12 protein-coding genes and 2 other annotated features are annotated in these 13,447 nt (G+C 37.4%); of the genes, 1 reads left to right on the top strand and 11 read right to left on the bottom strand.

What is annotated here, in order from left to right; all coding sequences use genetic code 11:
• Positions 1 to 7: 7 nt before the first annotated feature.
• From HFP47_RS09320 to HFP47_RS09305, 4 genes are all read right to left on the bottom strand, one after another.
• Positions 8 to 565, bottom strand: a complete 558-nt coding sequence (locus HFP47_RS09320) for a GNAT family N-acetyltransferase (RefSeq protein ID WP_179876363.1) — start codon at positions 563 to 565, stop codon at positions 8 to 10.
• Positions 566 to 586: 21 nt separating this feature from the next.
• Positions 587 to 1,921, bottom strand: coding sequence for an MmgE/PrpD family protein (locus HFP47_RS09315; protein ID WP_179876362.1), 1,335 nt, complete (start codon positions 1,919 to 1,921; stop codon positions 587 to 589).
• Positions 1,896 to 2,978, bottom strand: coding sequence for a glutathione S-transferase C-terminal domain-containing protein (locus HFP47_RS09310; protein ID WP_179876361.1), 1,083 nt, complete (start codon positions 2,976 to 2,978; stop codon positions 1,896 to 1,898). Before HFP47_RS09310 ends, HFP47_RS09315 begins: the two co-directional genes overlap by 26 nt.
• Positions 2,979 to 3,133: 155 nt before the next feature.
• Positions 3,134 to 3,378, bottom strand: a binding site (T-box leader).
• Positions 3,379 to 3,419: 41 nt separating this feature from the next.
• Positions 3,420 to 3,566: a hypothetical protein gene (locus HFP47_RS09305; RefSeq protein WP_010290557.1), complete on the bottom strand. Its 147-nt coding sequence runs from the start codon at positions 3,564 to 3,566 to the stop codon at positions 3,420 to 3,422.
• A 68-nt stretch (positions 3,567 to 3,634) separates the two neighbouring features.
• Positions 3,635 to 3,880 (bottom strand) — a binding site (T-box leader).
• Positions 3,881 to 4,089: 209 nt separating this feature from the next.
• Here HFP47_RS09305 and HFP47_RS09300 point away from each other — a divergent pair.
• Positions 4,090 to 4,629, top strand: coding sequence for a DUF1440 domain-containing protein (locus HFP47_RS09300; protein WP_011679077.1), 540 nt, complete (start codon positions 4,090 to 4,092; stop codon positions 4,627 to 4,629).
• Between the two features lie 87 nt (positions 4,630 to 4,716).
• Here the strand turns inward: HFP47_RS09300 and HFP47_RS09295 are convergent, their stop codons facing one another.
• From HFP47_RS09295 to HFP47_RS09265, 7 genes are all read right to left on the bottom strand, one after another.
• Positions 4,717 to 6,087 (bottom strand): FAD-dependent oxidoreductase, encoded by a 1,371-nt coding sequence (locus HFP47_RS09295; protein WP_179876360.1) that lies wholly within the window; start codon positions 6,085 to 6,087, stop codon positions 4,717 to 4,719.
• Positions 6,088 to 6,267: 180 nt separating this feature from the next.
• A complete protein-coding gene (locus tag HFP47_RS09290; protein ID WP_179876359.1) occupies positions 6,268 to 6,750 on the bottom strand; it encodes a GtrA family protein in 483 nt (160 codons plus the stop codon).
• An 82-nt stretch (positions 6,751 to 6,832) separates the two neighbouring features.
• The gene (locus tag HFP47_RS09285; RefSeq protein ID WP_140682994.1) at positions 6,833 to 7,837 is read right to left on the bottom strand and encodes a glycosyltransferase family 2 protein; all 1,005 of its coding nucleotides are present in this window, start codon (positions 7,835 to 7,837) and stop codon (positions 6,833 to 6,835) included.
• A gap of 20 nt (positions 7,838 to 7,857) precedes the next feature.
• Positions 7,858 to 9,960, bottom strand: coding sequence for a glycosyltransferase family 39 protein (locus tag HFP47_RS09280; protein WP_179876358.1), 2,103 nt, complete (start codon positions 9,958 to 9,960; stop codon positions 7,858 to 7,860).
• Positions 9,961 to 10,169: 209 nt separating this feature from the next.
• A complete protein-coding gene (locus tag HFP47_RS09275) occupies positions 10,170 to 10,808 on the bottom strand; it encodes a hypothetical protein (RefSeq protein ID WP_242961960.1) in 639 nt (212 codons plus the stop codon).
• A 96-nt stretch (positions 10,809 to 10,904) separates the two neighbouring features.
• Positions 10,905 to 11,795 (bottom strand): XRE family transcriptional regulator, encoded by an 891-nt coding sequence (locus tag HFP47_RS09270; RefSeq protein ID WP_115230867.1) that lies wholly within the window; start codon positions 11,793 to 11,795, stop codon positions 10,905 to 10,907.
• 180 nt (positions 11,796 to 11,975) lie between these two features.
• Entirely contained in the window at positions 11,976 to 13,373 is a 1,398-nt protein-coding gene (locus tag HFP47_RS09265) for a flavocytochrome c (RefSeq protein ID WP_096638843.1), read from the bottom strand.
• Positions 13,374 to 13,447: the final 74 nt, after the last annotated feature.

Below are 13,447 nucleotides of genomic sequence, written 5' to 3'. Positions count from 1 at the left end.
CTACTCACTAATAACGTACTTTTGTTTTATTTTCATTTAGATATTTCTTCAATTGTTCAGACTCTAACTGGTCAAATTTTCTATTCAAAACTTTTACCATATACACTGTCAAATGATCCGGCGTTTTTTGTACCATCTCAACGGGTTGGTAACCAACTGAAGTATAAAATCTTTTTAACCAAGGATGTTCAACCGCTGTTCCTAAACTAACCATTGGAGCTTTTAGTTGTTTTTGAATGTACTCTTTTTCAACCCAATCAATAAGTTGTGTTGCATAACCTTGCTTTGAAAACTGACTATGAGTAGCAACCCATCCAAGATGAGGTATAGCATACGGACCTGTATTTTTTGACCAAGGTAACCTGACAGATACCGTCGCTACAATAGTATGATTTATCTCTGTCACAAAGGTTGCTGTGTTCTCGATATGTTCATCAATCTGTTGTAAAGTAACTCTTGCCGCTTGAAAATTAATACCTAGTTGTGTGTCACTCTTATACGCTTCATGTAATAAGAGCTGTAATTCTTTTACTTCATTTTTTTTAATGAATCGATTAGTAATCACTTTTCCTCCAGGGTAGCTGCTTTAAATTCTTGCAATAATGTTAAGCAATCCTGCTACCGATTTCGATGCCAATCCTGCCGTCAAAATATCGAATAATTCATTTTCATCTATCGACAATGCATGAGCTAATTTGACATATATCTCATCCATTGTTAGTGGATTCTGTGGTGACCCTTGGGGCCAATCAATATATATTGTATTGATAGATTTGTCAGTACGCACGAACTCAACTAGTATTTCCCTTTGATCAACAGCTATATTCTTTAAATCATTAACTCTTTTAAACAAATAACTCATCTCTTGAAACTTTTCTGTACTTACACTGCTATCAAAAAGTTTGTCATTCACATCCCCAAAGGTTAATATTTGCCACGCAATGTACTCAATTGAAAACTTTCCTTCTTGCCCATTCAATGGTTGCTTATACCGCAAGACCTTATCTCCAAAAGGTCTAAAATGGAAAATTACTTGCTTGATGTTTTTTATATTAATTCCCTGAAGGTAGCCCTGTTTGATTGCATCATACCCAGACATAGCAGCAGAGCAAAATTGATGTCGCTTAAACCAGATGCCAGGCGTGATAATTTGAGCAGGAGTTAACCATGTTGATTCTATTAAATCTAAATCTAATTCCTGCCCAACAACTATTTTTACCCAACCTGTTTGATTGTTAAAAACATCTTGATTGGTTGTAAGTTGGCTGGACACAAATTGATAGGATTGCACCGCACGCTGTGCAGCTAACCCCGCATGCATTGGCTTAGTATCAGTACCTGCCTCTATTCCAAGACCTGTGGCTTGTGTAGCAGCAAATGATAAAATGTCGATAGTTTGACCCAAGGAAAAACGTTTAAAGAAAGCAAGGCTAGCAGCTGCAGCAATCGTACCAAGGGTTGCAGTTGTGTGGTACCCAGATAACTTGTGTGTTGGGTTGACTTGAAATCCAATTTGTCCAGCAATTTCCACCCCTACAATATAGGCCTCAAAAAATCTATCTGCACTTTCAGTCCCATCAGCAAGAGCTAACAAAGCTGAATAAATGACAACACTTGGATGGCCGCGAAAATTAGCTTGAACATCATCGAAATCATTGTAATGTGCAGCGAATCCATTAAATAATGCGGCATGATCACTACTAGCTGTACCAGCTTGACCTAAAAGCTTAGCCGGTCCAGCATTTTTGAGTGTGTCAAATAATCTTTTCACCGCTGGTTCATTTCTAGAAACATAGGCACTTGCTAAATAATCCACAAAGCATTTTTTGGCAACATTCAATTCGTCTATTTGGAACTTGGAATCTACAATTAACTGGGCTAACTTCCGAATATTACTAACCAAATTTTTCTGCTCTGTCATTTGCTTCTTCCCAAATACTATCATCTGGCCCTAATGGAATAATTCGAGGCAGATCCTCTTGCGGTGTATGATCAACCTCATAAAAACGTTGACGCATTGATTCAAAATTAGTATTGTCGCCAAATGCAGGGATGGCATACAAATCCTTAGCGTAGTTCCACAAATTAGGATAATCAACTAAACGTTTTTTATTAACAAAATACTTTTGATAAAACACTAAGTCAAATCGTGACAGCGTGACATATAAATTAATATCTACTAATGTTATTTGGTCACCGAATAAGTAGCGTTGGTTGGCTAGGCGCTCCTCTAGCCTATCTAATCGATTAAATACTTTGTCATACCATTTTTTATAATCTGCTTGAGAACGTCCATGACCCGCCTCATTAACCGCATAATTGATGTCCATCAATATGATGTCACTCAACGCATCAATATCTGAACGCAAGTTCTTAGGATATAAGTCCGGTGCAGTTTCTGGTACATATTCTTGCCAGGCTAAGGCAAATTCTTTGATTAAATTATTATAATCATTGTTAACAACCTTACCGGTTTGAGTGTCAACGAGTGCTGGTACTGTCGTTCTTTTATCGTATGAAGGATCAGCTAACCGGTAAGCTTCCCCAAGTGAATGAATCCCTAATACTGGATCAACATCCCCATCATCTAACGTAAAGAACCAGTCTCCAACTACCCCAGCTGGTCTCAAAGGATCAACGATGCCATTAGAAATCACTTGATCTAAACCTAATAAATCAATACCAATGGCAATACGATTAGCCCAAGGGCAATGACGAGACCAAATCAAGCGATAACGGTTAGGTGTAACAGGAAGCGTACCGTCTGTAAAACGGGCTTTAAATCGGGGGCCTTGATAGGCTGAAAACTTTTCTCGTTCATTAAAATTGGACTTGTCTTTACCGTTGTCATATTCTTTTTGCTTTTGATGCGCTCGCGGATTAGCAACCTTTGATTGTGAAAAATCAATCGGACACGCCTGTAGTGTATCCGTTACCTCAATGTTTTCTAGTTCTTTTTGTAGTGTTTGATCACTCATGCTGTTTCTCCTCAAATCTTTCTTTCGTCTATATTTTTTAAGTATTTTAAATCATCATCTTTATATATCACCTTAACTAGGCTATTTTCAGCTCTATTATGACCACCCCCTTTATTTCAAACCACAAAAAAGCAACCCAGCTAAAAATAGCCAGATTGCGGGACGAAAATCGTGTTACCACTCGCATTCAATAATCTATCACTAAATTATTCTCTTTAAGTTCTGTTTTTTAACAAAACTCTGTGCTATATCGGGCACACCCGGAATGAATTTACATACTTGCTCACCTATTCTATGACTCCAAGACCATTTTCAACTTATTCGTAACACCAACTTTCACCAATTCGTCGGCTCTCTTTCAGTTACTCTTTAAATTTACTTATCTTTTCTTTGTCTTTGTCTTTAAAACTGCAGTTACTTCTTTAAAGTTAAAATTGATAATTACGACTTAGTCGTAGACGATATAGGCTTGCTATCCGATATCAATATTGTTTCAAAGCCCACATCAATAAAAGCTGGAAAAATAGTTAAATCAATCCATGGAAACTTCTTTAATACAGTCAAAACATCATACAATTTATTGGTCATTACTTATTCTCCATTCATTTTATTCATCAACAAAAAAAGTCCCATAATCTTTGCATTATCTACAAAGATTATGGGACGAAAAACTCGTGTTACCACCCAAATTCTATAAAGTATCACTACTTTATACTTGACAGGTACATCAAAAGAGAGATACCTTAACGCGATAACGGGCGCACCCGAGCGGTATTCACGAACATGCTTATACCACTAACGACTCCAAGACCATTTTCAATTCATTCGTAATACTAACTTTCACCAAATGTTAGCTCTCTTTGATTACCCCTAAAATTTACTTATCTTTTCTTTGTCTCATTTATTTGTAATAACCTTACACTATTTATAATTATTTTGCAACCATTTATTTTTATTCTCATTGTTTTTTTAATTACAAGTATTTTATTTCACAATTTTGTCAATATCCATAATTAATCGAACATATTCCCGAAATCAAATGAATTGACAAACGATCCCAATGGCTGTATTATTAACAGTTGTTAAATGATTCACATAAGGGAGAAACACTATGGTTACACTAAATAAACCAGTTGCATCACTAAAGGAGATCATTACTAAAAGTATTTTCTACGGATTTATTGCAGGGATGATTTCAGGAATGGTTAAAATCGGTTGGGAAAATATTTTGCCACCACGTACACTAGCTCGTAATGCCACTAACCCACCACAACATATGGCTGAACAGCTTGGCATTCCATCTAAACTAGTTCATTCATTCTTTTACTACTCTCAAGATCAAAAAGTATTTTGGTTCACATTGATTCTACACTTCTCATTTGCCATTGCGTTTGCAATACTATACGTATTTGTATCTCAATATTGGTCTAAAGTAGCTTTGTGGCAAGGTGCTGCTTATGGTATATTCCTTTGGATTCTTTGGCATATCATTATCATGCCTGCATTTGGAACAATTCCAGCTCCATGGAATCAACCTTTAGATGAACATATTTCTGAGTTCTTTGGGCATATTGTTTGGGCATGGTCGATCGCAGTGACGGTCTACTTCTTAATTGCTAAGGATAAGAATGGTCATTTAGAAAACGTATAATTCTACTTATTAAATAAAAAGAGACGCAACCTTTCGAGTTGCGTTTCTTTTTATTTGTAGCCTAATATTACCTTATTCACAAACTAATTAAAATTTAGGCTCACCAAGTGCATGTTGTGCCGCTAAGTTCAATAGACTCCATTGTCGGTCAAATCCTGGTTGGAAGAAAAAGTCGGCTTCAGCCAAATCTTCCAAACGAAGTCCGTGTTCGATCGCTAGCGCAATGACATTACCTTGAGCCGTTATATCATAAGTCGATAGCACCGCACCGCCTAAAATACGATGTGTCTGCGGATCATAGCCCAGCTCGACATAAACTTCAGTGTTCCCATTTTCTCGAGGAACGTAGTCGGGCCGTAAGGTATCTTGGTAGAAGGAGCTCTTCAAAGTAACACCTGATTTTTGGGCCGTTGTGGTATTTAATCCAGCCGTTGCAAAATGGTAATCGAACACACTTAACGCTGACGAGCCAACGACCCCTTTGAAAGGAACTGAGGGCTGATTTTCAAATAAATGTGCGATTATATAACGGACTTCACGCCGTACAACGGTTGCTAGTGCAATTGGTAATTTAGTTTGGGCAGGGATTGAATACGATAGAACCGCATCTCCCACAGCATAAACATCTGGTAAATTCGTCCGTAAATATTCATCCGTTTTAATCCAGCCTCGATCGTCTAAATCAATCACACCTTTCAACCAATTCGTATTTGGCTTAACCCCAGCGGCTTGAATAACTAAATCACTCGGGTACTTTCCCTCATCTGTTTTTACTGCCGTTACTTGACTAGTTCCTTCATAACTTTCGATGCGAACGCCAGTAACCACTTTTACACCTTTATCAGCTAACCCCTTTTCCAGAACAGCTGTTAATTCAGCATCTAAATAATTTCCCAAAGGGCGGTCAATCATATCAATTAAAGTAACATTTTTCCCGGCCTTAACACTAGCTTCCGCTGCCTCAACGCCAATGTAACCCGCACCAACAATTGTGATATTTTTAACATCGGGATTTTCTAACTTGGCCTTTATACTTGTTGCCCAATCTTTACCACGCATGAGGTAGACATTTTCTAAATCAGTCCCTGGAACAGGTAGACTATTTGGTGTCACGCCTGAACTTAATATCAGCTTATCATAGCTATATTTCTCAGTACTACCGGTAGTAACGTCTTTGACAGAAACTGTTCTATCATCAGCATCAATTGCCAGTACCTCGTGGTTACTGTAAATTTCTGCGCCCAGCTGTTCCATATCTTCAGGACGGAAATTACGAACATCATTAACATCAGTAACACTATTTTCCAAATATAATTCCATGCCGCAAGACATGAATGAAATAAAATCACCGGCTTCAAACAACTTGATGTCAAGGTTCTTGTATTTACGAGTTAGTTCTAGAATAGCTTGATGTCCCCCATGAGATGCACCAACTATAATAATCTTTGTTTTTGACATTCCTAATTCCTCCTTAATATTGTTATCCTTTTCCTACCTACCATGCTAGAACAATTCTAAACAGAAAGCAATCATTTTGATTTTTTGACAAAAAAGAACAGCTATATCAAATAGCTGCTCTAAACTTGCTTGTTCTTAAATAAAGTCATCACTTTTATCTACAGGTAGCTGATAAAGATGTTAATTGAAAATCATAAATTTTGAAATAAGATAATTTACAATTACCGATACCACTTGTATCAAAATAATTGCTAGCAAACTATTTAGTTCCGTACTATTTGAAGCGAATTGGTTTACTATTGGTAATGAAAAAGGAAATAGCTTAAAGTTTACTTGATTAAGAAAGAAAATATGAATAAAAATATTGCTATATTTTTCGATCATAACGTAGGTTAAAAAGAAGTCAATTCCGGCCACAAATAACCGTCCCCAAAGGAATCTGACGAACTGAACGAACACGCTTTTTGTTTGTTTGGTTGTAAAAACAAACAGTTTATTAACAACAAATGCGAATATAATGGTCAGTGTCTGCGAGATTAGGACAGGCAGCATTGTGTCATCAAATATTTTCATGGAAATGAGTCGAACGATTAAATATACTATGGTCGTTGCCACACCCCAGAAAATATACTTCATTTTTTCAGAAAGTAAATATTTACGCAAAACGATTTGTCTCCATTCAAATCCAAAGAGTACTTTGATTACTATTGAACAATATCATTATCAACTGTATTATCCTTGAAAATCACTTCATGGCATAGTCATCAACTTTACGTAGCTTTTCCACGAATAGCCCTGTTTCAGTTTCAATTTGAAATAAAGGTCGTTGCTTCACTTCGGTAAATATTTTGCCAATATAAATACCAACAATCGATATTGCTACCAAGTTAATGCCTCCCAATAACCAAATGGAAATCATCAAAGATGACCAACCCGCTTCTGTGTTTCCAATCATTTTTTCAAATATTGTGTAAACAATTTCAATACTGGCGATGCTGATGACAAGAATGCCTAAATTAAATAATAAACGAATCGGTTGAACACTGAAACTGGTAATGCCATCAATAGCAAAACTCAACATCTTTTTTAATGGATATTTTGATGTACCTGCCTGACGTTCACCACGTTCATAGAAAACTTTATCTGACTGAAAGCCAACTAGCGGTACCATAGCGCGTAGAAAAACATTTCGCTCAGGTAGTCGCAGTAATGCTAGCACGGCAACACGACTCATTAATCTAAAGTCGGCGTGATTTGGTACCATTTCAACACCTAAGAATGATGAAATTTTGTAAAAGGTTAGTGCCGTATTACGTTTGAACCATGTATCGGTTTTTCTACTGGATCTGACCCCATATACGATTTCATTGCCCGCTTTATATTTAAGCACCATTTTTTGAATAATGTCTGGATTATCTTGCAAGTCAGCATCTAGTGTTATAACAATGTCCGCTAATTTAATACTCTCTGACATTCCTGCTAATAATGCTGATTGGTGGCCAAAATTACGAGATAACTTGACACCAATTAAATCAGAATTTAATTGTTCTTTTTCTTGAATAATTTCCCATGTATTGTCTACAGAGCCATCGTCCACAACCATAATAAAACTATCGTCGCTAATGAGATTTTTTTGAATCAAAGTCGCTTTAATCGTATTCAATTTGGACAAGGTTGTAGGCAAAACTTCCTGCTCATTATAGGCTGGTAAAATCAACCCAAGTCTTGGTGTTATAAATCTTGTCAGCATATTTAAAGTATTCTCCTTTCTTATTCGTATATATTTGATAGATCATATAGCGTTGTACTTTGTGATTGTCCACCCATTTGTTGCGTTGGGGAACTTTGATTTGACGTACTAGAACTATATGTGACCTTAGTACCATTCTTTTTAACCCAAGTTAGTATTTTACTAATTTGACCACTTGAAGTTTTACTATTATTACCCATAACGAAGTATTTAAGTTGTCCCGACTTGACTAGCTTCTTAAACTCGGATAGAGACATCGTTGGATCAGTACCGTTATAACCACCTATAGCCATAACTGCTTTGCCTGATTTGATAATATATCCAGATGCTGAATTAGAATCTGTTGTAGCAAATAAGTATTTAGCATTGCCTTGATGCTTCTTAGTGTAGCTCAATAATTGATTATTGACTTCCCCGCCCATATCACTGCTTCCGTTTTGACTTAGCAGGGAAGGACTAGCGGCTGGTATTGCTGCAGAATTGTGCGACAATGTTGGTGTTAACGACCACCAGCCTGCCATTAGTAAGATACTAATGGCCGACAAGACAATTTTTATTTTGTTATTGATTTGTCTAGGCAATAACCACCAGATAGATAAGCCAATTGCTACAATAATCAAGATAATGCTGATAATTTGATAATATGACCATACATAGTACGCTTGCAGTAGAAGCGTTGTTAATACGGCAACACTGACTACTATTCGTGCGATCATTGATTCTTTATTGCTTTGAGCAGACATTTTCACAACCGCCGCTACGCCGATTGCTGTCAGTGCAGCAATCGCAGGGGCTAGCATAATTGTGTAATACGGGTGAAAGAAGCTAGCAACTGAGAAAAATCCATAGACTGGAACGAACCAGCCCGCCCAGAGCAGAACCTCGGATTGTTCCTCAGAAACATGGTACCATTTAGCACCACGTTTTCTAAATCCAAACCAACCAGCAATAAGTCCAAGAATTGCAAGTGGCAGATACCAACCAATTTGTGAACCCAAATCTGATTGGAAAAGCCTAAATGGTCCAGCTGATCCAATAGCAAATGCACTGTTACCGCCACCCTGGCCACCTTGTGCTTGTCTGGTCATTTTTCCTGACTGACCAGGTGCTTTGCCTTTAGCCTGTTTTGCGTTTTTATTTGTAGATTGGTTTGGTGGCGTGCCAGTTGGCGCTTTACCACCGTTTTGTTGTCCGGTCGGTGCCTGTCCGGTCATTTTACCAGTTGGCGCTGACCCGCTCGGCTTTTTACCACTCGGAGCACCGTTATTTTTTTGAGTTCCTGTTGATTTTTTGGTACTTCCCATGCCAGGGAAAGCACCGCCGGTTCCTGTTGATTGTCCTAACAATCTTTCGGTACCGTTATATCCAAATGCTAGCTCCATTAATGAATTCGTTTGTGAGCTACCAATATATGGTCGACTAGATTGGTCAACAGAATCAACTGCCAACGGGTAGGCTACTGTAAAAATCGATAAGGAAGCCATACCAACAACTAACCAAGCAATTTTCTTTTTCCACGGTAGTTTGATTGCTACCCAATAATAAACAAGCATTGCTGGTAAAATCATGAAGGCTTGTAACATTTTGATGTTAAAGCCCACACCAATCAAACCAAAACTGACAATGACTAGCCAAATATTTTTCTTAGCGACTGCTTTTTGTAAAATATATACAGCTAAAAGCAAGAAAAATACCAGTATAGCATCCATATTATTTGTGCGACTATTAGCAACCACCGTTGGCGTTAATGTCAAAATCAAGGACCCAATTCGTCCGGCCCATAAACCAAACTTTGGTGCTAATAATTTATACATTAAGTAAACAGATCCTATACCCGACAAAACACTTGGTAAAACAACCGACCAGCCATGTACACCAAATATTTTAGCTGATATGGCCATTAGCCATAATGCAACTGGCGGTTTGTCAACAGTAATAAATCCTGCTGGATCAAAAGCACCGTACCAAAAATTCGACCAACTTTTTGTCATCGAGGTAATAGCCGCCGTATAGTAGCTATTAGCACTACCAGCATCCCATATACCCCAACCATACAGAAAGGCACTTAGTATTAAAATACCGACTAAATACCAATCTGTTTTTTGCATTCTTTTTAATTGCAAAACTGCTACCTCCTTATTCAGATAAATTTATTGTAAGAGTGGATTAATATATGTAAGTTAAACAAAAATTAATTCAACATTAAATCAATGCATTTTTACATTGACTTAATGCATAAAAATAGAAAGCATAACATGCAAATATGCACCTTATGCTTTCTATTTTCCCTCAGTATTTTCTATCCAAACACAACCCCATTTATTAAATGTGATTAACTCGTCATCCGTCGAATATGCAGGTAAGTAAATACCCCTATAGGGACAGCAGTCATAACGATCGTTGCTACAAAACGCAATACACTATATCCAAGACTGCTACTATCAATCAAATGCTGTATTATCGTAAATAAATAATACCCAGGAAACAGCTTTTGAACAGCACTGATAATCGTGACGAATCTTCCTGTGGTCCACGTATCAAAAGGTATAATCAATAATGCCCAAACCATCATAATTGGAAAGGATAACGCATCCAACACTTTGTTATCGGCTACGATGCCCATCGCAAATCCTATTAAACAAAAGTATACTCCCAAGATCTGACACAACAAGACCTCAAAAATGAAATTAATGTCTACTTGTATTGTCTGCATAACAACACCACAAATGGTTACGGTTAACGCAATGAGGACATTTAAAATCAACTGAATCATCATTTGATCCAACACCCAATTTTTTATACCATAACGAGAGGTTTTAGCCTGTAAAAAGTAAAAATTTTGACTACGATTAATGGTTTTTCCAAACGTAACAACCGAGTTGCCCATAATACCCATTACGCAAGAGGCAACAAACCAAATACTCGAATAACGATGAGTAAAGAACCCGGCAGACTTTGCTATATTAACCATGAATATGTACCACATTACTGGTGAAATAAGTGTAAATAAAATGAAGCGTCTATTTCGAAACGTTTCCTTTAATTCTATATATGTAATCATCCTGTATCACCCCTCGTTATTATTATACTTACGATACCATTCTTCAATTGTCTGATTATTAGAATGTATTTCCGTCACTTTTTCATCTTGTACAATCACGCCGTCTTTTAATAACAAAACACGATTAAAATACCGATCAATTTGATTAAAATCATGTGTAATAGTCAAAACACTACCAGCAACATGATCCATATAATTCCAAAAGAAATCAATAGATTCTAAATCCATGCCAACTGTCGGTTCATCTAGAATCAAAAGCTTTGAAGAACTCATTACACTTAACAATAATGCAAGTCTTCTTTTTTGACCGCCAGATAGATCACTGATTCTGACATTAGCTTGTTCTTCCAAATGAAACTTTTGCAATAACCCACTAACAAATTGCGTTGAATAAATGCGATGAATGCCGGCAGAAAGAGCGATATGTTCTGCCAATCGAAGCGTTTCTATTAAAGTATTTTCTTGGGGCATAACATTTAAATCCTCTTTGGGATCAAATAATCTTTCGATGTGACCTGCATCTGGTCGTAGCATGCCCGCAATAATATTTACAATAGTAGACTTACCCGAACCATTGCTCCCTAATAATTCAATGCGATCCTTACCATAAATTTCTAAATTCACATCATTTAATACTGGTTTTTTAAAGCCTTTACGAACGGCCGTCAACTTCAATAATAATTCTTCTGGGCTCTGTTGTCCGGCCAATAAATAATTTAAATCAACTCCAAAGATGTCCGCTAACGCAATAAGTTTATCAATGTCTGGTTCAGCATCCCCACGCTCCCATTTTGAAACGGATTGACGCGAAACATATAACTTTTGAGCAATAATCTCCTGCGATAAACTTTTCTTTTGCCGTAACATATTGAGCTGATAACTGAATATATTTTCCATATTTTAATTCCCTTCACTTTGTTGTGCACAGGTTTTATTATACGTAAAAGATTTCACTTGACCATCAAAAGCGCAATATCTCTGTATCCCTTTAGCTGCGCTGGTCGCAACTATTAGTTGCATACTAAAAAGACTATTGCCTCACCAATAGTCTTTCCACGTTTCTCTCAAAAATTTAATTTATGACAAACTCAAAACATGTTTTGCAGCTTGCTGGCCCGCCTGTCGACCAAAAACAATTGTTTCGGCAATTGAATTACCACCAATGCGATTATCTCCATGTAATCCACCAGCCACCTCACCAGCAGCAAATAATCCTGGTACTGCCTCACCTATCTCATTTAAAACTTCAGTTAAACGATTAATCTTTATTCCGCCCATTGTGTAATGAACGGCCGGTTTAATGTGAATTGCATAATAAGGCGACTTCTCAATACCACGATCCATGCCTGTCTGGCGATCAAATGCTATATCCTCAAAGGCCCTTTGATACATGTTCCAACTACTTACTGTTTTTTCCAAGTTATTATGGTTTACACCTATTTTTTCCGCTAGCTCATATATTGTATTTCCTGAAACAGCTAACCCCATGGCAACATAAAAGTCGGCTGCTTTAAATGCCTCGCAAATGCCCTGATCAAATACCAGTGTCGCTCCATCCTGATGCAGGTCATTAATGGCCTTAGTCACCTGATCACGCGTAGCCATTTCATTAGTAAAGCGTTTGCCTAAATGATTGATCAAAATAGCACCAGCACCGCGCAATCCCTCGCCTATTAAATAAATATGATCCGTTTCCTGCTGAGCAGTTGGGTGAACTTGTACTTTGTTCATATCTACCAGTGCACCACCGGCAGTTGTTGCAAGATTAATACCGTCACCGGTCGCACCGGGATGATTTGTCGTGCTTAACCTTAATAAATCAGGAGCATATACTGACATCATGGCACGATTCTGTGCGAACCCACCACTAGCAATCAGAACTGTTTTGGCATTAATAATCTTTTTTCCTGCTTGCGGGTGCTCAATCTCAACCCCCGAGATATGACCATCATTCTTAACTAAAGATAAGACTTTTGTCTGATTAAAGACGGGGATGCGCTTCTCCGCTAACTGCTGTTGCAGCCCCTTTACAAGATAACCGCCAATTGCAGTGGCACCGGTTGGTTGATGAGCGCGTTTTTTTGACATACCGCCTGTCGATACAATCTCATTTAATTCAATATTATGATAAGACAACCATTCAATTGCAGATTCAGTATGTCTCACAAAATATGACAATAATTCCTTATTATTACTACCTTTTCCACCCTTAAGCGTCTCTTCATAAAATGATTCCTGCGAGTCAATTATCTGATACTTTAATTGTGTCATCGTTTCAACAGCATTCATACCAGTAGACGCGCGCATTGAATTACCCCCTAGGCTATTTAACTTTTCAAATATAACCACATCCAGCCCTAATTCTTGCGACTGAATGGCAGCAGTCATGCCCGTCGCGCCCGACCCAATAACTACAAAATCATATGAACTTTTCAAATTATCAATATTGGTACATGAAAAATTAAATTTGACCATATTTGCTCCCCTCATTTTATGGCAATCACCATGCTTAATAAAATATATCTTTATCTTACTATACTTCAGTCGTT

Source organism: Leuconostoc sp. DB-1, assembly GCF_013414845.1.
Classification (GTDB): Bacteria; Bacillota; Bacilli; order Lactobacillales; family Lactobacillaceae; genus Leuconostoc; species Leuconostoc mesenteroides.
The sequence above is the reverse complement of the archived record's forward strand: the minus strand, read 5'-3'. Positions and strand labels throughout refer to the sequence as shown.